This window comes from Dietzia sp. WMMA184 (assembly GCF_002441635.1).
Classification (GTDB): Bacteria; Actinomycetota; Actinomycetes; order Mycobacteriales; family Mycobacteriaceae; genus Dietzia; species Dietzia kunjamensis.
The window spans coordinates 1,551,022-1,572,495 of record NZ_NXEI01000001.1 but is presented as its reverse complement, the minus strand read 5'-3'; the positions used below and the strand labels follow the sequence as shown (position 1 = coordinate 1,572,495).

21 protein-coding genes and 1 pseudogene are annotated in these 21,474 nt (G+C 71.5%); 16 read left to right on the top strand and 6 right to left on the bottom strand.

The window, feature by feature from the left end; all coding sequences use genetic code 11:
* Positions 1 to 25: 25 nt before the first annotated feature.
* From CK206_RS07210 to CK206_RS07195, 4 genes are all read left to right on the top strand, one after another.
* Positions 26 to 223, top strand: coding sequence for a hypothetical protein (locus CK206_RS07210; RefSeq protein WP_069389286.1), 198 nt, complete (start codon positions 26 to 28; stop codon positions 221 to 223).
* Between the two features lie 68 nt (positions 224 to 291).
* Positions 292 to 1,155 carry an alpha/beta hydrolase gene (locus CK206_RS07205; protein WP_096905983.1) on the top strand — a complete coding sequence of 288 codons (864 nt, stop codon included), beginning with the start codon at positions 292 to 294 and terminating at the stop codon, positions 1,153 to 1,155.
* A gap of 70 nt (positions 1,156 to 1,225) precedes the next feature.
* Complete coding sequence (locus CK206_RS07200) at positions 1,226 to 2,119, top strand: phosphoribosylaminoimidazolesuccinocarboxamide synthase (RefSeq protein WP_067711957.1); 894 nt, start codon at positions 1,226 to 1,228, stop codon at positions 2,117 to 2,119.
* Positions 2,116 to 4,392: a S9 family peptidase gene (locus CK206_RS07195; RefSeq protein WP_096905982.1), complete on the top strand. Its 2,277-nt coding sequence runs from the start codon at positions 2,116 to 2,118 to the stop codon at positions 4,390 to 4,392. The genes CK206_RS07200 and CK206_RS07195 overlap by 4 nt, the downstream gene beginning before the upstream one ends.
* Positions 4,393 to 4,610: 218 nt before the next feature.
* On the opposite strand, the gene CK206_RS07190 is transcribed toward CK206_RS07195, so the two are convergent.
* Both CK206_RS07190 and CK206_RS07185 read right to left on the bottom strand, forming a co-directional pair.
* The gene (locus tag CK206_RS07190) at positions 4,611 to 5,162 is read right to left on the bottom strand and encodes a hypothetical protein (protein ID WP_096905981.1); all 552 of its coding nucleotides are present in this window, start codon (positions 5,160 to 5,162) and stop codon (positions 4,611 to 4,613) included.
* On the bottom strand, positions 5,159 to 5,437 hold the full coding sequence (locus CK206_RS07185; protein WP_096905980.1) for a helix-turn-helix transcriptional regulator: 279 nt from the start codon (positions 5,435 to 5,437) through the stop codon (positions 5,159 to 5,161). Before CK206_RS07185 ends, CK206_RS07190 begins: the two co-directional genes overlap by 4 nt.
* Positions 5,438 to 5,500: 63 nt before the next feature.
* On the opposite strand from CK206_RS07185, the gene CK206_RS07180 reads away from it, so the two are divergent.
* The 4 genes from CK206_RS07180 (at position 5,501) to purQ (ending at position 7,866) form a co-directional block, all read left to right on the top strand.
* Positions 5,501 to 5,998 carry a glutathione peroxidase gene (locus CK206_RS07180; protein ID WP_067711967.1) on the top strand — a complete coding sequence of 166 codons (498 nt, stop codon included), beginning with the start codon at positions 5,501 to 5,503 and terminating at the stop codon, positions 5,996 to 5,998.
* A 136-nt stretch (positions 5,999 to 6,134) separates the two neighbouring features.
* Positions 6,135 to 6,839 carry a DUF2334 domain-containing protein gene (locus CK206_RS07175; protein WP_096905979.1) on the top strand — a complete coding sequence of 235 codons (705 nt, stop codon included), beginning with the start codon at positions 6,135 to 6,137 and terminating at the stop codon, positions 6,837 to 6,839.
* A gap of 98 nt (positions 6,840 to 6,937) precedes the next feature.
* Positions 6,938 to 7,192 carry a phosphoribosylformylglycinamidine synthase subunit PurS gene (purS, locus tag CK206_RS07170; protein ID WP_067711971.1) on the top strand — a complete coding sequence of 85 codons (255 nt, stop codon included), beginning with the start codon at positions 6,938 to 6,940 and terminating at the stop codon, positions 7,190 to 7,192.
* Positions 7,189 to 7,866, top strand: a complete 678-nt coding sequence (gene purQ / locus CK206_RS07165; RefSeq protein ID WP_096905978.1) for a phosphoribosylformylglycinamidine synthase subunit PurQ — start codon at positions 7,189 to 7,191, stop codon at positions 7,864 to 7,866. Before purS ends, purQ begins: the two co-directional genes overlap by 4 nt.
* An 88-nt stretch (positions 7,867 to 7,954) precedes the next feature.
* Here purQ and CK206_RS07160 read toward each other — a convergent pair whose 3' ends face one another.
* Positions 7,955 to 8,170 carry a hypothetical protein gene (locus CK206_RS07160; protein ID WP_096905977.1) on the bottom strand — a complete coding sequence of 72 codons (216 nt, stop codon included), beginning with the start codon at positions 8,168 to 8,170 and terminating at the stop codon, positions 7,955 to 7,957.
* Positions 8,171 to 8,378: 208 nt separating this feature from the next.
* On the opposite strand from CK206_RS07160, the gene CK206_RS07155 reads away from it, so the two are divergent.
* The 3 genes and pseudogenes from CK206_RS07155 to CK206_RS07145 form a co-directional block, all read left to right on the top strand.
* The gene (locus CK206_RS07155) at positions 8,379 to 9,590 is read left to right on the top strand and encodes a trans-acting enoyl reductase family protein (RefSeq protein WP_096905976.1); all 1,212 of its coding nucleotides are present in this window, start codon (positions 8,379 to 8,381) and stop codon (positions 9,588 to 9,590) included.
* Between the two features lie 82 nt (positions 9,591 to 9,672).
* Entirely contained in the window at positions 9,673 to 11,973 is a 2,301-nt protein-coding gene (purL, locus tag CK206_RS07150) for a phosphoribosylformylglycinamidine synthase subunit PurL (protein ID WP_096905975.1), read from the top strand.
* A gap of 40 nt (positions 11,974 to 12,013) precedes the next feature.
* Positions 12,014 to 12,628: pseudogene (locus tag CK206_RS07145) on the top strand (YoaK family protein); the annotation flags it as partial.
* A 76-nt stretch (positions 12,629 to 12,704) separates the two neighbouring features.
* Here the strand turns inward: CK206_RS07145 and CK206_RS07140 are convergent.
* Positions 12,705 to 13,850, bottom strand: coding sequence for a hypothetical protein (locus tag CK206_RS07140; RefSeq protein WP_254050509.1), 1,146 nt, complete (start codon positions 13,848 to 13,850; stop codon positions 12,705 to 12,707).
* 54 nt (positions 13,851 to 13,904) lie between these two features.
* Between CK206_RS07140 and CK206_RS07135 the strand changes: the two genes are divergently transcribed.
* From CK206_RS07135 to purM, 4 genes are all read left to right on the top strand, one after another.
* Positions 13,905 to 15,497 carry an LssY C-terminal domain-containing protein gene (locus tag CK206_RS07135; RefSeq protein ID WP_096905974.1) on the top strand — a complete coding sequence of 531 codons (1,593 nt, stop codon included), beginning with the start codon at positions 13,905 to 13,907 and terminating at the stop codon, positions 15,495 to 15,497.
* A complete protein-coding gene (locus CK206_RS07130; RefSeq protein ID WP_096905973.1) occupies positions 15,494 to 15,883 on the top strand; it encodes a sterol carrier family protein in 390 nt (129 codons plus the stop codon). The genes CK206_RS07135 and CK206_RS07130 overlap by 4 nt, the downstream gene beginning before the upstream one ends.
* Before the next feature lie 202 nt (positions 15,884 to 16,085).
* Complete coding sequence (purF, locus tag CK206_RS07125; RefSeq protein ID WP_067712001.1) at positions 16,086 to 17,717, top strand: amidophosphoribosyltransferase; 1,632 nt, start codon at positions 16,086 to 16,088, stop codon at positions 17,715 to 17,717.
* A gap of 39 nt (positions 17,718 to 17,756) precedes the next feature.
* Complete coding sequence (purM, locus tag CK206_RS07120) at positions 17,757 to 18,839, top strand: phosphoribosylformylglycinamidine cyclo-ligase (RefSeq protein WP_067712004.1); 1,083 nt, start codon at positions 17,757 to 17,759, stop codon at positions 18,837 to 18,839.
* A gap of 145 nt (positions 18,840 to 18,984) precedes the next feature.
* On the opposite strand, the gene CK206_RS07115 is transcribed toward purM, so the two are convergent.
* Both CK206_RS07115 and CK206_RS07110 read right to left on the bottom strand, forming a co-directional pair.
* A complete protein-coding gene (locus tag CK206_RS07115) occupies positions 18,985 to 19,170 on the bottom strand; it encodes a DUF3073 domain-containing protein (RefSeq protein WP_067712007.1) in 186 nt (61 codons plus the stop codon).
* 170 nt (positions 19,171 to 19,340) lie between these two features.
* Positions 19,341 to 20,504 (bottom strand): folate-binding protein YgfZ, encoded by a 1,164-nt coding sequence (locus CK206_RS07110; RefSeq protein WP_096905972.1) that lies wholly within the window; start codon positions 20,502 to 20,504, stop codon positions 19,341 to 19,343.
* A 39-nt stretch (positions 20,505 to 20,543) separates the two neighbouring features.
* On the opposite strand from CK206_RS07110, the gene CK206_RS07105 reads away from it, so the two are divergent.
* Positions 20,544 to 21,452 (top strand): aminodeoxychorismate lyase, encoded by a 909-nt coding sequence (locus tag CK206_RS07105; protein ID WP_096907336.1) that lies wholly within the window; start codon positions 20,544 to 20,546, stop codon positions 21,450 to 21,452.
* The last annotated feature ends 22 nt before the right edge of the window (positions 21,453 to 21,474 follow it).

Below are 21,474 nucleotides of genomic sequence, written 5' to 3'. Positions count from 1 at the left end.
CCGAGTGACAGGGAAGGACCACAGCATGGTCACGAGGCCCAGCGGCTCCCTCGGGGGCGCACTGTACGACGTGTTCGGGATGATCCAGGCCGGGCTCGCCACCGCCAGTTCGGCCGTCGGGATCGACCCGGGGGCGTTCATGCAGCAGTTCTACGTTCCGATCGCGTTCTCTCTGATGCCGCTCGGCGCCGGCAGCCTCATCTTGGACCAGCTCGGGATCTGAGGTTTTTGCCCGATCGGCCCCAGGCGATCGGCCTCGGCCCCGGGCGGGCTGGCACTAGTCTGTGCAGCATGCGCCAGACCCCCATCCCCGTCCCCGGCACCTCCGGCCTGCAGGCGACCCTGCACCACGCTGACCAGCCCCGGGCGTTGCTGCTGCTCGTGCACGGCTTCGCCGAGCACTCCGGCCGGTACGGGCGGACGATCCGCTTCCTCACCGACCGGGGGATCAGTGTTGCCTCCTACGATCTGCGCGGCCACGGCACGGCTCCCGGGCCCCGCGCCAAGGTGTCGATGGAGACGCACATCCGCGACAACCTCGCGGTGCGTGACGCGGTGGTGGAGTGGAGCCGGTCCGCCGAGGGCGGCGGGGCCGAGTCCCTGCCCCGGCTGCTGATGGGGCATTCGATGGGCGGGTTGATCGCGGGGGAGTCCGCGCTCCGGCGGCCGTGGGACCTCAAGGGCCTCATCCTCTCCTCGCCCGGGCTCGTCGTGGGCGAGGGGACACCGGCACCGCTGCGCGTGGCGGCGCCCGTGATCGCTCGTCTCCTGCCGTTCCTGCCGGTGGAGAAGCTCGACCCGCACGATATCTCCCGAGTGCCCGAGTACGTCGAGGACTACACCTCGGATCCGCTGGTCCACCAGAAGGGCGTGCCCGCGGTGACGGCGGGGACGATGCTCGCCGGCGGCCTCAAGTTCATCGAGCGGTCGCCGGCACTGCGGTTGCCGACGCTGATCCTCAACGGCTCGGCCGACACCATCACCTACCCGTCGGGCGCGCGGCGCTTCGCGCAGATCGCCGGTTCGGACCACGACCCGCGCCCGGAGATCACCTACCGGGAGTTCGAGGGCGGCCTCCACGAGCTGTTCAACGACCTGTGCGCCGAGGACGCGTACGCGGCGTTGGGGGAGTGGCTCGAGGCCCGACTGGGCTGAGTCCGACCAACCTCGGTTGGGGGCCGACGGTCTCGACTCGGGACGTGGGCGTCCGGCTACGCTGGCCGTCATGCGACCCGATCTCTCCTCTTACCGCCATCTCGTCTCCGGAAAGGTCCGCGAGCTGTACGAGATCGACGGTGAGACGCTCCTCCTGGTGGCCACCGACCGCATCTCCGCCTACGACCACGTCCTCGGCACGCCCATCCCGGACAAGGGCCGCGTGCTCACCGCGATGAGCGCCTACTTCTTCGACGCCCTCGACGTGCCCAACCACCTGGCCGGGACGCTGGACGACGAGCGCATCCCGCTCGAGGTGCTCGGCCGCGCGATGGTGGTCCGTCGACTCGACATGGTTCCGGCCGAGTGTGTGGCCCGCGGTTACCTGACCGGGTCGGGGATGACCGAGTACCGGGAGTCGGGGACCGTGTGTGGCATCGAGCTGCCCGGGGGCCTGGTCGAGGCCAGCCGACTGCCCGAGCCGATCTTCACCCCGGCCACCAAGGCGGCGGTGGGGGATCACGACGAGAACATCTCGTTCGATCAGCTCACCGGGATCGTCGGGGCCGAGCTGGCCGAGCAGCTGCGTACGGCGACGCTGGACGTCTACGCGCGGGCCGCGGAGATGGCGGCCGAGCGCGGAGTGCTGCTGGCCGACACCAAGTTCGAGTTCGGCCTGGTCGACGGGGAGCTGATCCTGGCCGACGAGGTGCTCACCCCGGACTCATCGCGCTACTGGCCCGCTGACGAGTATTCGCCGGGCCGTGTGCAACCGAGCTTCGACAAGCAGTACGTGCGGAACTGGTTGACGGGCCCGGAGGCGGGCTGGAACTCCGATGCCGACACCCCGCCACCGGCTCTGCCGCAGGAGGTCGTGGACGCGACCCGGGCGCGCTACATCGAGGCCTACGAGCGCATCTCGGGCCGCTCGTTCGCCGACTGGATCGGGGGCGACGCAGCGTGAGCTCCGCCGAGACGACCGACACCGACACCGACACCGCAGCCACCGACACCGCCGCCGCCGCGACCGCCACCACAGCCACCACCACGGGGCAGACGCCCACGCCGCCGCAGGCCGAGCGCCGGCCCCACCGTCGCGAGCACCACGGCCGCGTCTTCGTCGACGACTACGAGTGGTTGCGCGACAAGGACGCTCCCGCGACCCGTGCCTACCTCGAGGCGGAGAACGCCTACACCGATGCGATGACCGCCGACCTCAAGCCCCTGGAGGACGAGGTCTACGAGGAGATCCGCTCCCGCGTCAAGGAGACCGACATGTCGGTCCCGGTGCGCGCCAGCGGCTGGTGGTACTTCTCGCGCACCGAGGAGGGCCGGTCGTACGCCAGGCACTGTCGGGTCCCGGTCCCGCAGCAGTTCGTCGACGACCCGTCGGACCCTGCGGGCTGGGTTCCGCCCGAGGTCTCCCCGGACGTGGAGTTGCCGGGTGAGCAGTTGCTCCTCGACGGAAACGCCGAGGCGGAGGGTCACGACTACTTCGCGCTGGGCGCGTTCTCGGTCAGCGACGACGGCCGCGCACTGGCGTGGGCCACGGATACGGAGGGCGACGAGCGGTACACGCTGCGTTTCCGCTCGCTCGACCCGGACTACACGGCCCCGGACGAGGAGATCTCCGGGATCGCCGCCGGTGTGACCTGGTCCCGCGATGGCCGGTACGTCTTCTATGTCACGGTCGACGACGCCTGGCGGCCGGACACGGTGTGGCGTCACCGGCTGGGCACGACGAGGGACGACGACGACAAGGTCTTCCACGAGCCCGACGAGTCCTACTGGATCGGGGTCGGCGAGACACGCAGCGAGAAGTTCCTGCAGATAGCGGCGGGGTCCAAGATCACCACCGAGGTGTGGTGCCTGGACTCGAACGATCCCGCCGGCGAGTTCTGGTGCGTCCGGCCGCGGCAGGAGGGCGTCGAGTACGACGTCGAGCACGCGGTCGTCGGTGGCGAGGACCGGTTCATCATCACCCACAACGACGGCGCCCCGAACTACGAGGTGGTCGAGGCGCCTGTCGGTCCGATCGAGGGCGAGCTGCGGGATCTGCGCACGCTGGTGGCCCACCGTGACGACGTCCGGGTGGAGGGCGTGGACGCCTTCGCGCGCGTGCTGGTGCTGGGGTACCGCGAAGCGGCGCTGCCGCGGTTCGCGCTGATGCCGCTCGAGCAGGGGTCCACGGCGGGAGTCGAGGCGTACGGGCGGTTCGAGCCCGTCGAGTTCGACGAGGAGCTGTACACCTCCGGTCCGGGGTCCAACCCGGAGTGGGACTCGCCGGTCCTGCGGTTCGGCTTCGGTTCGTTCGTCACGCCGGGCCGGGTCTACTCGCTCGACCTCGCCTCGGGGGAGCGGACGCTGCTGCGTGAGCAGGAGGTGCTCGGCGGGTACGACCCGAGCGGCTACGTCCAGCGACGCGACTGGGCGACGGCCGCGGACGGCACCCGGGTGCCGATCTCGCTGGTGATGTCCACCGGCACCGCCGCCCGCGTCGATGCCGGCGAGCAGGTGCCGACGCTGCTGTACGGCTACGGCTCGTACGAGACCAGCATCGATCCCGCGTTCTCGGTGGCGAGGCTCTCGCTGCTCGACCGGGGGATGGCCTTCGCCGTGGCGCACGTGCGGGGCGGCGGTGAGATGGGCCGGCTCTGGTACGAGAACGGCAAGACGCACACGAAGCGCAACACTTTCACCGACTTCGTCGACTGTGCGCGACACCTGGTCGACTCCGGGCTCACCTCCCCGGACCGGCTGGTCGCCGAGGGCGGCAGTGCCGGTGGACTACTGATGGGGGCGGTCGCGAACCTGGCCCCCGAGTTGTTCGCGGGCATCCAGGCCGTGGTGCCGTTCGTCGACCCGCTCACCTCGATCCTCATGCCGGAGCTGCCGCTGACGGTGATCGAGTGGGACGAGTGGGGCGATCCGCTGCACTCCGAGGAGGTCTACGACTACATGGCCTCGTACGCCCCGTACGAGAACATCGAGGCCAAGGACTATCCGGCCATCCTCGCGGTGACCTCGCTCAACGACACCCGGGTGCTGTACGTGGAGCCCGCCAAGTGGGTGGCCAGGCTGCGGGCGGTGTCCCCGTCGGCCAACTCGGCGGACCGGCCGGTGCTGCTGCGCTGCGAGATGAGCGCGGGTCACGGGGGAGTGTCCGGGCGCTACGAGCGGTGGCGTCAGACCGCGTTCGAGTACGCGTGGACCCTCCGCACGGCGGGCGCAGGCTAGACCCGCCCGGCCCGCCCGGCCCGCCCGCTAGACCCGCCCGGCGCCCACCCGGAGTCGCGCCCACCCCACCCAGCGCCCACCCCGCCCAGCGCCCACCCGGAGTCGCGCCCACCCGGAGTCGCGCCCACCCCACCCCGAGGATCCGCTACTCCAATTCGGGATCCGCTACCCCGATCGGACTAGCGGATCCCGAATCGGAGTAGCGGATCTCCCGGGGATCAGGCGGTGTGGTCGGCGGCGGGCCCGAAGTCGTCCCCGCTCTCGGGGGGCATGGTGCGGGTCATCGCGGCTGCGGGAATGACCGCCCCGGCCAGGAACGTGAGGATGCCGAGGCCTCCCATCACGTAGGCGAGCCGGTGTCCGTCGCCGATCTCGAAGCTCGAACCGAAGATCAGCACCATCGAGATCACGAACAGTCCGCCCGTGACCAGCGAGAGCGACTGAGAGCGGGCCTGCAGGAGCGTCGCCAGCTCGAACTCGTCCAGGTATCGGGCGGGGGCGGTGTCCTTGGAGTCGATGGTGATGCGCAGCATCGTCCAGACCACGCAGATCACCACGGTCATGGGGAGCCAGGCCAGGATGATCGGGAACCAGAAGTAACCCGCCACCGCGATCGCGGCCATGATCGCCAGGCTCGCCCAGTTCAGGCGGACGAGCAGTCGGCGACGTGCCGGGGTACGCCACGACGGGAGTCTGCCCTCCGTCCGGGTCTGCATCTTCTCGAATCGCTGCTCGGATCGGGTGAGGGTGTCGACGCGGTTGGAGGTCATGATCGGTCCTCTCGGGTGGGGCGGTAGATCTCGGCGGACATCGGTCGGAACTCCTCGCGGGAGAACACGGCCTCGACCGGCAGGTCGAAGACCGCGCAGATCCGGAAGGCCAGATCCAGGCTCGGGTAGTGGTCGCCTCTCTCGAGCGCCCCCACGGTCTGGGGGTTGACCTCGATCTGCTCGGCGAGCGCCGCACGGCTCAGGCGGTGCTCGGCCCGCAACACGGCGATCCGGTTGTGAATGGGGAGCTTTTCTCCCCGTCGGACTGGGCTCATGTATCTAAGTGTTGGGAAAACCCAACGATTTGTCAATGGTTCGTTGTGCGTAGGCTGGATCACATGAGTAGCGGAAGCATCCACGACATCTCGTTCACCACCATCGACGGCGAGCAGGCCAGCATGGGCGACTACGCGGGCCACGCGGTCCTCGTGGTCAACGTCGCCAGCGAGTGCGGGCTCACCCCGCAGTACGAGGGGCTGCAGGAGTTGGCGGACGACTACCGCGACCGCGGCCTCTTCGTGATCGGGTTCCCCTGCAACCAGTTCATGGGCCAGGAGCCGGGTGACGAGGACACCATCAAGGAGTTCACCTCCGGCAAGTACGGGATCACCTTTCCGCTCGCGGCCAAGGTCGACGTCAACGGGCCCGACCGGCACCCGCTCTACGTCGAGCTCACCAAGGTGGCCGACTCCGACGGTGAGGCGGGGGACGTGCAGTGGAACTTCGAGAAGTTCCTGCTCTCGCCCGAGGGAGAGGTTGTCGGGCGGTTCCGTCCCAAGGTGGAGCCCGGAGCCCCCGAACTGGTGGACGCGCTCGAGGAGACTCTTCCGATCTGACCGCGCCGGCGGGGATATCGGTCTCGGCACTGTGTCGCGCCGGCACTGTGTCGGTCTCGGTGCTGTGTCGGGCTCGGCAATCTGGAGTACACCTCGCCGTCGTCACCGCGTCATCACTCCCTGACACGATGCCCCCATGACCCCGCGCCTCATCGTCTCGGTCTCGGGACTCCGCGACACCACCCTCGACCACGCCGTCGACCTGGTCGGCGACCTCGAACGTCGATCCGTGCCGGTCTCGCTGCTCGTCGCCCCGCGGCGGGGGCGCGAGTACCGACTCGCCGACGACGACGGCACCCAGGAGTGGCTGCGGCATCGCCGGCGGCGCGGCGACGCCATCGTGCTGGGCGGTTACGACGACGCGGCGACCAGGCCCCGTAGGCCCGAGTTCGCCTCGATCGGACCCGCCGAGGCCGCCGTGCGTCTCACCGCCGCCGACCGGCTCATGGCGGAGATGGGCCTGCGGACCCGGGTGTTCGCCCCGCCGCGCTGGAACGCCTCCCCGGGATGCCTCAGGGCACTCCCCGGGGCGGGCTTCCACGTCTGTGCCGCGCTGACAGGGATCCACGACCTCCCGCGCGGCACCATCGAGCGGGGTCGGGCGCTCTCGATCGGCGAGGGGTTCGTCGCCGACGCCTGGTGGTGCCGGGCCCTCGTCGCCGCGGCCGGGCGCACCGCCGAGGCCGGCGGGACAGTCCGGCTCAACGTCGCGGCCGGGCAACTCTCGCGCCGGGCACCCCGGTCGGCGCTGCTCGACGCGGTCGACGCGGTGGTCGGCGAGCACGGTGCGCGGCCCGCCCGCTACGAGTGGTCTCCGGTCGCCCTCGTGGGTGCCGCGTGAGCTTTCGGTCCGGCGACCAGCGGCGGGTAGGATCGACCAGTGAGTCCCGGCCGGTCCGGGATCGTCCCGCGTAGCCATCCGATCGAGGAGTTCCCACCGTGGCCCGAGTCGTCGTCGAAGTCATGCCCAAGGCCGAGATCCTCGATCCGCAGGGTCAGGCCATCCACCGAGCCCTCGGCCGTCTGGGCCACGGCGGAGTCACCGACGTCCGGCAGGGCAAGCGGTTCGAACTCGAGGTCGCCGACGGCGTGACGGAGGCCGAGCTCGAGGAGATCGCGTCGTCCCTCCTGGCAAACACCGTGATCGAGGACTGGAAGGTCGTCCGCGTGGACACCGCGGAGGCGGCCTCGTGACCGCACGGATCGGCGTCATCACCTTCCCCGGCACGCTCGACGACATCGACGCGTCCCGCGCCGTCACCCGGGCCGGGGCCGAGGCCGTCTCCCTGTGGCACGACGACGCCGACCTCAAGGGCGTCGACGCCGTGGTGGTCCCCGGCGGCTTCTCCTACGGCGACTACCTGCGGTGCGGTGCCATCGCCTCGATGGCCCCCGTCATGGGTGAGGTCATCTCGGCCGCTAAGGGCGGCATGCCCGTGCTGGGGATCTGCAACGGTTTCCAGATCCTGTGCGAGGCCGGGCTCCTGCCCGGCGCCATGGGACGCAACCGAGACATGCACTTCATCTGCCGCGACGAGTGGCTGCGGGTGGAGAACAACGGCACGGCCTGGACCTCCCGGTTCGAGCAGAATGCCGAGATCCTCATCCCGCTCAAGTCCGGTGAGGGCCGCTACATGGCCACGCCCGAGACCATCGAGCAGCTCGAGGCCGAGGGGCGCGTGGTCTTCCGCTTCGCCTCCGACGCCCCCAACGGCTCCACCAACAACATCGCCGGCATCAGCTCCGCCGACGGTCGCGTGGTGGGTCTCATGCCGCACCCCGAGCACGCCATCGACCCGCTGACCGGGCCGTCCGACGACGGGCTCGGGCTGTTCCTGTCCGCGCTGGATTCGGTGGTCACCGTCTGACCCAGGCCCGTCTGACCCGGGCTCGGCGCGTACGACACAGGGCCCGCCGGAAGTGATTCCGGCGGGCCCTTCGTTATTGCCGTGAGCGTCAGGCCGGGAGGGTCAAGCCGCCGTCGCCGAAGAGGCTGCCGGTGCTGCCGAGGTCGTGGCCGAGGTCGCCGATGAAGTTCAGAAGAAGATTCGGGCCGATGAACAGAGCCGCGGACAGGGTGTCGATGAAAGACGAACCGACGGGGTCGGCGCTGCCCGTGAGCTCGGCGCTCAAGGGGCCGGTGATCTCGCCGATCGAGGTGGTGAGGTCCATGGGGTCTCCTTAGGGAAGAACGCCCCGGTGCGGCCGGGGCACGGTGCGGCGACCCGGGTGGTCGCGCGCGCGAGATGATTTTGCCCTTATCTGGCGGACAATGGATCAACTTTCTTCATTTTAGTGACAGAGGTCACTCGCGCCACTCGTGGCCAGCTGCGCTCCGTGTATCGCCCGCCGACCGCGGCCGATGCGGTAGAACCGTGGGATGAGCGAAACCAGTAACCAGCCCGTCTCCGCCCCCGACAAGGCCGACCGGCCGTTCGACATCGTGCTCTACGGTGCGACCGGGTTCACCGGGGGACTGGTGGCCGAGTACCTGTTGCGGCACATGCCCGAGGGTGGTTCCTGGGCGGTCGCGGGCCGGAACCGGACCAAGTTGGACGCGATCGTCGCCCGACTGGCCACCGAGATGCCGGACGTCCCCGCGCCCGGGGTCGTCGTCGCGGACACCGACGACGCGCGATCGCTGGCGGAGATGGCGCGGTCGGCGCGCGTCATCATCACCACGGTCGGCCCGTACCTCGAGTACGGCGAGCCGCTGGTGGCCGCCTGCGCCGAGGCCGGAACCGACTACGTGGACCTGACCGGGGAGCCCGAGTTCGTGGACCGCATGTACCTCGAGTATCACGACGCGGCCGTGGCCTCCGGCGCACGGATCGTCCACGCCTGCGGTTTCGACTCGATCCCCCACGACCTGGGCGTGTTCTACACCATGAAGCAGGTGCCCGAGGGCGTGCCCGCGGTGGTGTACGGGGCCGTCCATGCGGAGGCCCAGTTCTCCGGCGGAACCTTCCACTCGGCCATCGGCCAGTTCGCGCGCCTGCGGGACGCGGCGAAGACCGCCAAGCTCCGGCGACAGAAGGAGGGCAGGGTCTCCGGTCGGCGGATCAAGTCGGTCCAGGGCAAGCCGCACCGGGACAGCGTGCTGGGCCGGTGGCTCGTGCCGCTGCCGACCATCGACCCGCAGATCGTCCTGCGGTCGGCCGCAGCCCTTGAGAGCTACGGGCCGGACTTCACCTACTCGCACTACGCCTCGGTCGGCTCGCCCGTCACCGCCACGGCCGGCATGGTCGGTGTCGGCGCGCTCGCGCTCGGCTCGCAGGTCGGCCCCATCCGGTCGCAGATCCTCAAGCGGATCGACCGCGGGGCCGGGCCGAGCGAGTCCCGCCGGGCCCGGTCCTCGTTCGACGTCACGTTCGTCGCGCTCGCCGGCGGCCGTCGGATCGTCACCCGGGTCTCGGGGGGCGACCCCGGGTACACCGAGACGTCGATGATGCTCGCCGAGTCGGGTCTGAGTCTGGCGTTCGACGACCTGCCCGCGCTCTCGGGTCAGCTCACCACGGCCCAGGCCATGGGTGACGCCCTGCTGGACCGGGTCCAGCGCGGCGGCCTGACGTTCGAGGTCCTGTCGACGTAGGGCGGGCCCCGGGCGGCCCCGCACGAGGTGGGGCCGAAGGCGTCGATTCGCCACCCGGAGGGGGCCGACTAGACTCGGCCCCGTGACCTCTCACGTGGACTCCATCTCGCACGCCTCCGACACCCCCGAGCTGGCCCAGCCGTGGGCGGAACTCGGACTCAAGGAGGACGAGTACGCCCGCATCCGGGAGATCCTGGGGCGTCGCCCCACGGACGCCGAGCTGGCCATGTACTCCGTCATGTGGTCGGAGCACTGCTCCTACAAGTCGTCCAAGGTGCACCTGAAGTACTTCGGGGAGACCACCACCGACGAGATGCGCTCGTCCATGCTCGCCGGCATCGGTGAGAACGCCGGCGTCGTGGACATCGGCGGCGGCTGGGCCGTGACGTTCAAGGTGGAGTCGCACAACCACCCCTCGTACATCGAGCCCTACCAGGGCGCCGCGACCGGTGTCGGCGGGATCATCCGCGACATCATGGCGATGGGTGCGCGGCCGGTGGCCGTGATGGACCAGCTTCGCTTCGGCCCCGCCGACGCCGACGACACGCACCGCGTGCTCCCCGGCGTCGTGGCGGGCGTCGGCGGCTACGGCAACTGCCTGGGCCTGCCCAACATCGGTGGCGAGACCGTGTTCGACGAGTCCTACGCCGCCAACCCTCTGGTCAACGCCCTCGGCGCGGGCGTCATGCGCGTCGAGGACCTGCACCTGGCGTTCGCCTCCGGCACTGGCAACCGGATCATCCTGTTCGGTGCCCGCACCGGCCTCGACGGGATCGGTGGCGTGTCGGTGCTCGCCTCCGAGACCTTCGACGTGGATGAGCACGGCGCGCCGGTCAAACCCCGCAAGCTCCCGGCCGTCCAGGTGGGCGACCCGTTCATGGAGAAGGTCCTCATCGAGTGCTGCCTCGACCTGTACCGCGAGGAACTGGTCGTGGGCATCCAGGACCTCGGCGGAGCCGGCCTGGCGTGCGCCACCTCCGAGCTGGCGGCGGCCGGCGACGGCGGCATGCACATCGTGCTCGACAACGTCCCGCTGCGTGCGGAGGGCATGACCGCCGCGGAGATCCTCTCGAGTGAGTCGCAGGAGCGCATGTGCGCCGTGGTGACGCCGGAGAACGTCGAGGCCTTCATGGAGGTGTGCCGCCGCTGGGACGTGCTGGCCGCCGACATCGGCGAGGTCACCGACGGCGACCGGCTCACCATCGAGTTCCGCGGCGAGACCGTCGTGGACGCCCCGCCGGAGTCACTGGCCGACGAGGGACCGGTCTACGAGCGCCCCGTCGAGCGCCCCGCCGACCAGGACGCTCTGCAGGCCGACACCACCGCGAACCTGGCCCGCCCGGCCACCGGTGACGAGCTGCGTCAGACCCTTCTGGACATGATCTCCAGCCCGGCGCTGTGCTCGCGCAAGTTCATCACCGAGCAGTACGACCGGTACGTCCGCGGCAACACGATCCTCGCGGAAGCCGCCGACGGCGGTGTCCTGCGCATCGACGAGGAGACCGGTCGCGGCATCGCGCTGTCGACCGACGCCTCCGGTCGCTACACCAAGCTCGACCCGTACACCGGCGCCCGACTGGCCCTGGCGGAGGCGTACCGCAATGTCGCCGTCACCGGCGCCACCCCGGTCGCGGTGACCAACTGCCTGAACTTCGGCTCCCCCGAGGACCCGGGTGTGATGTGGCAGTTCCGCGAGGCCGTCCACGGCCTGGCCGACGGGTGCGCCGAGCTCGGCATCCCCGTCACCGGCGGCAACGTCTCGTTCTACAACCAGACCGGCTCCACGCCGATCCTGCCGACGCCCGTCGTGGGCGTGCTCGGGGTGATCGACGACGTCGCCCGCCGCACGCCCACCGCGTTCGGTGACACCCCCGGCGAGAGCATCTACCTCCTCGGCGAGACCCGGGACGAGCTCGACGGGTCCATCTGGGCCCAGGTCGCCCACGACCACCTCGGCGGCCTGCCCCCGACGGTGGACCTGGCGTGGGAGGCCACCCTGGCCCGCATCATGGCGACCAGCTCCAAGGACGGCCTCATCACCGGCGCCCACGACCTGTCCGAGGGCGGCCTCGCGCAGGCTCTCGTGGAGTCGGCGCTGGCGGGCGAGTGCGGCATCCGCGTCGTGCTGCCCGAGGGCGCCGACCCGTTCGTCTGGCTGTTCTCCGAGTCCTCCGGACGCGTGATCGTCTCCGTGCCGCGGGGCGAGGAGATCCGCTTCCAGCAGATGCTCACCGCGCAGCACATCCCGCACGCGCGGGTCGGCGTGACCGACCCCGACTCGGGCACGTTCGAGGTGCAGGGCCAGTTCACCCTCACCACCGACGAGTTGCGCGCCGCCCACGAGGGGACGCTGCCGGCTCTGTTCGGCGTCGACCCCGTCTGAGTCGTCGGGGAGGACGGCCGGACCGGGGACAGGCGGGCGGATGCGCGACCTGCGCGGGCGTGAGCGGGTCCTCGCGGTGGTGCTCGCCGCCACCGCGGGGTTCGTCGACGCCGTCGGCTTCCTCGTGGTGGGCGGCTACTTCGTGTCCTTCATGAGCGGGAACTCCACCCGCATGGTCGTCGACCTCTCTGGCGGTGACCTCGCAGGTGCCGCCATCGCCGCCGTCGTGCTGGTCTCGTTCTTCCTGGGGGCGGTCGGGGGCGCGGTGGTGACCCGACGCCGCAACCTCGACGACCGACCGGCGGTCCTGTCCCTCGTGGCGTTCCTGCTCGTGCTCTCGCTCGTCCTGCACCGGGTCACCACGGCCACGGTGCTCGGGGCGCCGGTGTCCGTCGCGGCGGCGGCGGCATCGATGGGGGCCATGAACTCCGTCTTCCACTCCCGTGGCGAGGTCTCGCTCGGCGTGACGTACATGACGGGCGCCGTGGTGAAGTCGGCCCACCGCCTGGTCGACGCGCTGGCCGGGGGATCGTGGGCCCCGTACCGCCAGCAGGTGGCCCTGTGGTCCGCGCTCGTCCTCGGTGGTGTCGCCGGTGCGCTGCTGCACGTGGCCATGGGCGCCACCGCGCTCGCGCTGGCCGCGGCGGTCGTGATCGGCGCGGCGGTCGTGACCGTCCTGCTGCGCGCCCGGGACTACCGCACCCCCCTGACGGCCCATCAGGGCCCCGGGCCTACGGCAGCCCTCGTCGTCGTGCCCCCAGGTAGGCCTCCCGCGCGGCGAGGCCACGGACCACCTCGTCGAGCATCGGACGTACGAACCGTTCCTTGTGCGCGGCGTCGGAGGCCGCCGCGGCGGCCAGGTTGAGCGCGGAGAACGTCGCCAGCATCAGCGACACGCGCACGAGGGTGACGCTGACCGGGAGACCGAACAGCAGCCCGCCCGGCTCGTCGGGAGGACGCAGCGTCCACCGGGTCTCGGTGATCTCGGGGACGGCGATCCACCCGAGGGTCACGAAGAACAGGAACACGAGCGTGGCGAACAGCGCCGCCTGGATCAGGGTCGCCAGCACGGGCACCAGCACCAGGTTCACCCGCTCGCCCGGACGCAGCGGGTGGTCCGGCGCGCGCCCGCCCAGGTCCTGGATGATGTCGTCGCGGGTGGAGATGCCCACCAGCAGCACGGTGAGCACCACCATGACGCCCAGCACGGCGAACGTCCGCGGCCAGGACAGTTCCACCATGACCTGCCAGATCTCCACGCTGAAGAACAGGAACAGCACCGCCAGCATGAGGATCGGCAGCACCCTCGCCACCATCGGTCCCATGGTGGCCAGTTCCCGCCGCACGCGCCGCGCCGACCAGCGCATCAGCGAGCCCAGCCCCGTGTAGGTGCCCACCAGGACGCCCACCGCGAGCAGGACGGTGGTGCGGTACGAGGGGCCGTCGTGGGGGGCGAACACGACGTGGGGGACGACGACGAGGGCGATCAGTGCCCCGAGACCGATCGCCGAGCCGACCACCGGGCGCGCGCGACGGGCCGCCGTCGACACCAGCCATCCCACGAGTGGGGCGGCGACCCAGAGCGCGACCGCGAATAGGAGCAGTTCGACGATCGGCTCGGGGGCGTCGAGCAGTTCCGGCTCCGCCCCCGGCCCGGCCCGCTCGAGCAGCGCGATCATGTAGTCGTTCGACCGGTCCACGGCGGCGATCCCGGTGGCGGCCACCGCGAGTCCGGCGCCGAGGCCGGCGGAGCGGGGGAGCACCTCGCGGCGCCGGGTGGCCGGGGCGATCACGAGCGGCAACCCCAGGGCGCGCAGGTGGTCCTCGTGGGCGGTCAGACTGCTCGCGGGGGTGGGGTCGGGCGTGGGCACGCGCATATTCTCGCAGTGATCGGGCTCCGCACGGGACGGACCGGCGGCTATCGTCGATCCATGTCCACCAGCGAGCGCACGACGCCCGTCGCGGGCGGCGGCGCCGACCCGGCGGCTCCGGCCGTGACGGGAGTCCCCGTCGCGCCCGGCCGCCCGACCGAACCGCCCGTCTACGTCAGCCCGCCGACCAAGGTCCGCGACGACACGGTGCGGCCACCCCTGCCCGGGCTCGCGGTGGACACCGTGTTCTTCGCGGTCGCCACCCTGTCGGCGGGCTGGCTGGGCTGGCGGTTGCTGAGCGACGTCTGGCACCACACCTGGTGGCATCTGTTCCTGCTGATCCCGTTCTGGGCGCTGGTCGCCTACCTGGTGCTGCCGCGCCTGCAGACGCTCGTCACGTCGGTGTACGTGCCCGGGTACTTCATCGCCCGCACCCGCACCTCCGACGGGCTGCTGGGGGATCCGGTCAACCTCGCCGTCGACGGCACGGCCCGCCAGATCCACGAGGCCATGACCGCCTGCGGCTGGGTGCTGGCCGACGACATCACGGTCCGCTCCTCGTGGGGGATCATCATGTCCTCGGTCCTGCGTCGGTCCTACCCGTCCGCACCGGTGAGCCCCCTGCGGCTCTTCGGTCGCCGGCAGTGCCTGGCGTATCAGCAGGAGGTCGAGGGCAACGCCGCGCAGCGCCACCACGTGCGCTTCTGGCGGTGCCCGGACGGGTGGCTGCTGCCCGGCGGGCACCGGGTGCAGTGGCTCGGCGCCGGCACCTACGACCGCGCGGTGGGCCTGTCGCTGTTCACCCTCCAGGTGACCCACAAGATCGACGCGGACATCGACGTCGAGCGCGACTACATCGTCGACTCCATCCGGTATCACGTCCCCGGTGTGGGGGTCCGGGTGTTGGAGAACTTCTCGACCGGCTACCACTCCCGCAACGGCGGCGGTGACGCGATCCGCACCGACGGGGACCTGCCCGTGCTGGACCTGCGCAGCGTGCCGGTGCCCGAGGCGTCGGCGGACGACCTGCCGCCGGGCGTGGTGCGCGCGGCCCGCGGGTTCGACGACCCGGTCGCCGAGGGCGGCGTCGCCTCGGGGGATCCGGACCGTCCGGCCGACGACGTCGCGCCCGACCCCGGGCACCTGCCGCGGCCGGCGGCGCTCACCGCGGGGTGCGCACTCGTCGCCGTCAGCGTCCTCGTGTTGACCGTGCTGGCGTTGCGCGACCTGCTGGGCGGGACGGACCTGGAGGAGTTCGCGGGGCTCGAGCAGTCCGAGGTGGTGCCGGCGGTCGTGGCGCTCGCGCTGTTCATCGGCGCGACCTACGGCGCGATGGGGGTTCTGGCACTGCTCACCTACCTGGGGTACGCCCGGCCGCGCGTGTGGTTGCTGACACTGACCGTGGTGAGCACCGTCTCCACCGAGTACGGGCGCGTGTCCACCGATGCCGAGCAGGACACGTTCCTCGGCGGGTACCCCGTCCTGGCGGTCAACGTCCTCATCATGTTGTTGCTCACGAGCCTGGCCGCGCGGACGTGGAGTCGGCGCACCGCCCAGGACCGTCGCGACCGCCGTCGGGGCGTGCGCACCGGCGCGCGGGGACTGCCGGTCGCCGCGGACCCGGTCCCCGTGGCGGCGGGGGATCCGACGTGAGCCGCGTCCCCGACGCCGCGGCGGTGCGCGCGGCCGTCGAGGCGGTGACACCGTGGCTCGACGACGACGACGAGGTGGCCGCCAGACCTGGTCGGTCCGCGTTGGCGGCGGCGGTCCGCGGCACCGTGGAGATCCTCGCGGCGGAGTTGCCGGGCCGTTCGGTCGAGGTCCGGGTGCCGCCGTTCGCCGCGGCGCAGTGCGTGGAGGGGCCCCGGCACACCCGCGGCAGCCCCCCGAACGTCGTCGAGACGGACCCCCGCACCTGGCTGGAGTTGGCGACGGGCCGGCTCGACTGGGACTCGGCGATCTCCGAGGGCCGCGTGCGCGCCTCGGGGACCCGGGCGGCGGCGGTCGCCGCGGGGCTGCCGGTCGTCCGGCCGGGGTGAGGGGCCCGGCCGGGTGCGGGGCTCGGCCGGGGTGCGGGGCTCGGTCGGGTGACTCGTGACGGGGCGGGGGGTGGGCGCCCGGCGGAGGGGGGCTGCGCGCTGGACTTTGGGGCCACGGGGGTCGGTGACCGTAGACTTGCAGGTGCACCGCCGGGGTCCGTCCGGGCGGACCGCCCCGAAAGTCGCGAGGGAGCACCAGCAGGTGGAGAGTACGTCGTCACGACCGGCACCGTCCGGGTCACTCCGCCGTCCCGGTGGCAGCTCCGCCGTCGGGCTCGGGCTGCCCGATCCGTCCGCCCCCGGCCCCGCTGGCCTGCCCGTCGACGCCGAGCGCATCGGCCCGGTCGAGGAATGCGGCGTCTTCGGTGTATGGGCCCCCGGCGAGGACGTCGCCAAGCTCACCTACTACGGCCTGTACGCACTCCAGCACCGTGGCCAGGAGGCCGCCGGGATCGCCGTGGCGGACGGTGAGCAGGTCCTGGTCTACAAGGATCTCGGCCTGGTCAGTCAGGTCTTCGACGAGCAGACCCTCGAGTCGATGCACGGTCACGTGGCGATCGGCCACTGCCGCTACTCCACCACCGGCGCGGCGAGCTGGGACAACGCCCAGCCGATGTTCAGGCCGATCATCGACGGCGGTTCCGTCGTCCTCGGCCACAACGGCAACCTCGTCAACACGCAGGAACTCAAACGGCACGCGACGGCCCTGGGGATCGGCGGGTACTCGGAGGAGAGTACCCACTCGGACTCCGACATCGTCTCGACCCTGCTGGCCCACGAGGCGCGCGACGGGGGACTCGAGGAGGCCGCGGCCCGTCTGCTGCCCCGGCTGCGCGGTGCCTACTGTCTCACCTTCTCCGACGAGAACACGCTCTACGCGGCCCGCGATCCGCACGGTGTCCGCCCGCTGGCGCTCGGCCGCCTCGAGCGCGGCTGGGTCGTCTCGTCCGAGACGTCGGCCCTGGACATCGTCGGCGCCTCGTTCGTCCGCGACATCGAGCCCGGCGAACTCATCGCGATCGACGCCGACGGCGTACGGTCCCGCAAGCTCTCGCCCCCGACCCCCAAGACGTGCGTGTTCGAGTACGTCTACCTCGCCCGTCCCGACTCGGTGATCAACCAGCGCCTGGTCAACTCCGCGAGGGTCGAGATCGGGCGCCGCCTGGCCCGCGAGCATCCCGCCGAGGGGGACCTGGTGATCCCGGTCCCCGAGTCCGGCACGCCGGCCGCCGTCGGTTATGCGCAGGAGTCCGGGATCCCGTTCGCGCAGGGGCTGACGAAGAACGCCTACGTGGGCCGTACGTTCATCCAACCCAGCCAGACCATCAGGCAACTGGGGATCCGACTCAAGCTCAACCCGCTGCGTGAGGTGATCCGCGGGCAGCGGCTCGTGGTGGTGGACGACTCGATCGTTCGGGGCAACACCCAGCGCGCCCTGGTCCGCATGTTGTACGAGGCCGGAGCCCGTGAGGTGCACGTCCGGATCGCCTCGCCGCCGGTGCGCTGGCCGTGCTTCTACGGGATCGACTTCGCGAGCCCCGCCGAACTCATCGCCAACGGCGTCGACGCCTCGGACGGGATGCTCGAGGGGGTGCGCCGCGCCATCGGCGCGGACAGCCTCGGATACGTCTCCGTCGAGGGGATGATCGAGGCCAGCGGCCAACGCGGCGACGAACTGTGCGCAGCGTGCTTCGACGGGCACTATCCCATCGAGCTTCCCGACGACTCGCCCATGAGCGCGGCCGTGCGCGCGCTGGCAGCCGAGGTCGACGGCCTCGAGGCCGATCGCTTCCCGGTCCGCAGTGACATCGCGGACCCCGTCCGCCGACCCTGAACGGGCGCCCGACCAGGGGCGCCGACGAGGAGAGACCACATGACCGACAACTCACACCCCCCGACCGGCGCCTCGTATGCCGCCGCGGGCGTCGACATCGACGCCGGCGAGCGCGCGGTGGAGCTGTTCGCCCCCCACGCCAAGCGGGCGACCCGGCCGGAGGTGATGGGAGGCCTCGGTGGATTCGCCGGCCTGTTCTCGCTGAAGAACACCTACCGGCAACCGCTTCTCGCGTCGTCCACGGACGGCGTCGGGACCAAGATCGCCGTCGCGCAGGCGATGGACGTCCACAACACGGTCGGTATCGATCTCGTCGCCATGGTCGTCGACGACCTCGTGGTGTGCGGTGCCGAGCCGCTGTTCCTGCAGGACTACATCGCCATCGGCAAGGTCGTCCCCGAGCACGTCGCGGACATCGTCGAGGGGATCGCGGAGGGCTGCGTCCGGGCCGGGTGCGCGCTGCTGGGCGGGGAGACGGCCGAGCACCCCGGTCTCATGGCCCCGGGGGAGTACGACATCTCCGCCACCGGTGTGGGGATCGTCGAGGCCGACGAGATCCTCCAGGCCGAGAAGGTCCGCCCCGGCGACGTGATCATCGGCATGGCCTCCTCGGGGCTGCACTCCAACGGGTACTCGTTGGCCCGGCACGTCCTCCTCGAGCTCGCCCGACTCCCGCTCGAGGGGCACGTCGAGGAGTTCGGACGGACCCTGGGTGAGGAGCTGCTCGAGCCGACGCGTATCTATGCGCTCGACTGCCTGAGCCTCATCGCGGAGACCGACGTCCGGGTCTTCAGCCACGTCACCGGCGGCGGGCTCGCCGAGAACCTCGCCCGGGTGATGCCCCGCGGCCTGGTCGCGCGCCTCGATCGGGGACGCTGGCCCGTTCCCGCCGTCTTCGGCACCATCGCCCATCACGGCCGCGTCGAGCAGGCCGAGATGGAGCGCACGTTCAACATGGGGGTCGGGATGGTCGCCGTCCTGCCCGAGGAGGATGTGGACCGGGCCCAGGCCGTCCTCACCGCACGCCACGTCGAGAACTGGGTGATCGGGCGCGTGGAGAAGGCCGGCGAGGACGCCGACGCCCCCCGCGTGACACTCGAGGGTTCACACGCCCGGTTCTGACCGCTCGCAGACGACAGCGACCCGGCCGGGGCAGTTCCGGCCGGGTCGCCTGTCGTCGTGCGGTGTCCCGGCCAGTGTGACACGCGTGAGCCGGGCATCCTCGGGGATACCCGGCCCACGTGGGTCTACCGGGAACGGGGGATGATCAGTACCTGGTGTCGCCGTCGGACCATGACCCGTAGGGGTCATCGTCCTCATCGGTGCTGAGCCGCGTCGGCGACCCTCCACCCGACAACTCCTGCTGGAGACGTTCTAGGTCCGTCTGCGGAGTGTTGTACTTGAGTTCGCGAGCGACCTTGGTCTGCTTCGCCTTCGCGCGGCCTCGGCCCATTGACCTGACCCCCTCGGAAACGGTGCTGGGCCACCTCGGGGGTGCCCATTGCAAGTGTGAGTATCTGCCTGTCCACAGGATAGCGTGCCCGGCGCGGAATGTCCGCCCGGGTGTCGAGGGAGTCGTCTCCGGCAGTGACCCGCGGGGGTGATCCGACCCCCGCGGGGGTGTCAGGCCTGGCCGCGGAGTCGGCGGATGGCCTCTCGTCCGGCCTGGGTCCCGGTGTCCTCCGGGGCGCTGTCCGGGTCGACGGCGGCGAGGACCCCGTCGATCTCGAGGGCGGCGTCGACGGCCACGGACCGCTTGAGCAGGGCGAGGGCCACCGGGCCGTCCTCGTGGTGCTGGACCACGGTCCCGACGCGTCCGACGGGGCGGCCGGCGGCGCGGACCTCGGCGCCCGGCACGGGCAGTTCGTCGCTGGCGGAGCCGTCCAACTGGAGTCGGACCAGGACCCGGGGCGACCGTCCGAGGTTGTGGACCCTGGACACGGTCTCCTGGCCGCGGTAGCACCCCTTGTCCAGGTGCACGGCGCCGCGCTGCGCCACATCGCCGATCCAGGTGGGGAGCTCGTGGGGGATGGTCTTCTCGTCGGTGTCCACCCCGAGGCGGCCGCGCGGCGGGGTCGTCCCCGCCGCCCGTAGGGCCTCGAACGCCCACGAACCCGCCGGACGCGCTCCCGCGGCGACCGCCGCGTCGAACCACGCGCTCAGTTCGGAGCGCGGGACCAGCAGGTCGATCGATCCGGTCAGGGGCCAGGGCATCCGCCGGGCCACACCGCCGCCCGGCAGCGGGATGCCGGCGTAGTCCCCGACCGGCAGGGTCACCTCGGTGCCGTCCGGGGCCTCGAGGGTGGCGGGGAGGGCGGCGCCGGTGAGGGTGAGGACGGCGAGGTCCGCGGTCTCCGGTGTCGCGTCGGCCCAGAACACCATCTTGGTGAGGAACTGCAGCAGGTCCGCTCCCCGGCCGGGTTCGGTGTCCACGACGAGCGTGCCGCCGACGTCGGCGAGGACCGCGTGGTGTTCCACCCGCCCGTTCGCGTCCAGCACCAGCGTCTCGGCGCCGCCACCGTCCGGGATCTCGGACACGTGCTGGGAGACGAAGCCCTCCAGCCAGGTCAGCCGCTCGCCGCCACCGATGGTCAGGACGTCCCGGTGGGAGCGGTCGACGACCACCGGCGCGGAGTCGGCCGCGCGCTGCTCCCCGAACGGGTCGCCGTAGTGGTACGGCACCCCGACGTCGGGGGAGGTGTCGGCCTGGTTCACTGCTCCGGGGCGGGTCAGGATCGGGCTGCGGTAGCCGCTGTCGGTCCGCTCGGGCACAACTGGGTCGGTCACGATCGCGAGTCTACGTACCCCGCCGTAGTGTTGGGCGGCATGGGCACAGCAGTGGAAACGGGTACCGATCGGACTGACGACGCACGGGTGGTCGTCCTCGTCGCGGGCGGTCCGGAGGGGCCGCGTCCCCGGGTCCACCCGTCCGATCAGCCACTGTTGTTGGCCGACGACCTGGCCGCCGTCCGTGGCGACGGTTGCTTCGAGACACTCCTCGTCGTCGGTGGCCGCCCCGCCAAGCCGGAACGTCACCTGGCGCGACTCGCCAGATCAGCGGCCTCGCTGGGGCTGACCGGGCCGTCCCCGGAACAGTGGCTGGCGGGCATCGACCTGGCCGCGCGCCGGTGGGGGCCGGACTCGGAGGCGATGCTGCGGTTGGTACTGTCCCGCGGGCCCGAGCGCGGCGGGCGGGAGACGGCCTACATCACCGTCGCGCCCGTGAGCGGGGTGGCCCTGCGGGCGCGGGCCGAGGGAATCGCGGTGACGGCCCTCGGTCGGGGGTATGCGTCGGACGTCGCCGCGTCCGCCCCGTGGCTGCTGCTCGGATCCAAGACGCTGTCGTATGCGGCCAACATGGCGGCGCTGCGGCACGCCGCCGCGGCCGGGTTCGACGACGTGATCTACCTGTCCTCCGACGGCGAGGTGCTGGAGGGCCCCCGTTCCACCGTGGTGATCGCCCGCGGCGGTGAGCTGGTGAGCCCTCCGGCGGAGGTGGGGATCCTCGAGGGCACCACCCTGGCGGCCATGGCGGAGATCGCCGGGGCCGAGGGTGTGCGCGTGCGGCGGGAGCGGCTGCTGCTGACCGACCTGTTGGCCGCGGACGCGGTGTGGCTGTTGTCCTCGGTGACCCTGTGTGCGCGGGTCCGCAGGGTCGACGATGTGACGCTGTCGACCGGGGACCCCGGGATCGATGTCGTCGGCATGGTCGACCGCGCGGTCGGCCGCGGGTGACGGGCCCCGCCACCCGGGCGGG

Excerpts from the sequence above, each read along its gene's own strand:
- CK206_RS07210 (WP_069389286.1), top strand. The coding sequence starts at position 26 with ATGGTCACGAGGCCCAGCGGCTCCCTCGGGGGCGCACTGTACGACGTG.
- CK206_RS07205 (WP_096905983.1), top strand. The coding sequence starts at position 292 with ATGCGCCAGACCCCCATCCCCGTCCCCGGCACCTCCGGCCTGCAGGCG.
- CK206_RS07200 (WP_067711957.1), top strand. The coding sequence starts at position 1,226 with ATGCGACCCGATCTCTCCTCTTACCGCCATCTCGTCTCCGGAAAGGTC.
- CK206_RS07190 (WP_096905981.1), bottom strand. The coding sequence starts at position 5,162 with ATGACCTCCAACCGCGTCGACACCCTCACCCGATCCGAGCAGCGATTC.
- CK206_RS07185 (WP_096905980.1), bottom strand. The coding sequence starts at position 5,437 with ATGAGCCCAGTCCGACGGGGAGAAAAGCTCCCCATTCACAACCGGATC.
- CK206_RS07180 (WP_067711967.1), top strand. The coding sequence starts at position 5,501 with ATGAGTAGCGGAAGCATCCACGACATCTCGTTCACCACCATCGACGGC.
- CK206_RS07175 (WP_096905979.1), top strand. The coding sequence starts at position 6,135 with ATGACCCCGCGCCTCATCGTCTCGGTCTCGGGACTCCGCGACACCACC.
- CK206_RS07160 (WP_096905977.1), bottom strand. The coding sequence starts at position 8,170 with ATGGACCTCACCACCTCGATCGGCGAGATCACCGGCCCCTTGAGCGCC.
- CK206_RS07155 (WP_096905976.1), top strand. The coding sequence starts at position 8,379 with ATGAGCGAAACCAGTAACCAGCCCGTCTCCGCCCCCGACAAGGCCGAC.
- CK206_RS07140 (WP_254050509.1), bottom strand. The coding sequence starts at position 13,850 with ATGCGCGTGCCCACGCCCGACCCCACCCCCGCGAGCAGTCTGACCGCC.
- CK206_RS07135 (WP_096905974.1), top strand. The coding sequence starts at position 13,905 with ATGTCCACCAGCGAGCGCACGACGCCCGTCGCGGGCGGCGGCGCCGAC.
- purM (WP_067712004.1), top strand. The coding sequence starts at position 17,757 with ATGACCGACAACTCACACCCCCCGACCGGCGCCTCGTATGCCGCCGCG.
- CK206_RS07115 (WP_067712007.1), bottom strand. The coding sequence starts at position 19,170 with ATGGGCCGAGGCCGCGCGAAGGCGAAGCAGACCAAGGTCGCTCGCGAA.
- CK206_RS07105 (WP_096907336.1), top strand. The coding sequence starts at position 20,544 with ATGGGCACAGCAGTGGAAACGGGTACCGATCGGACTGACGACGCACGG.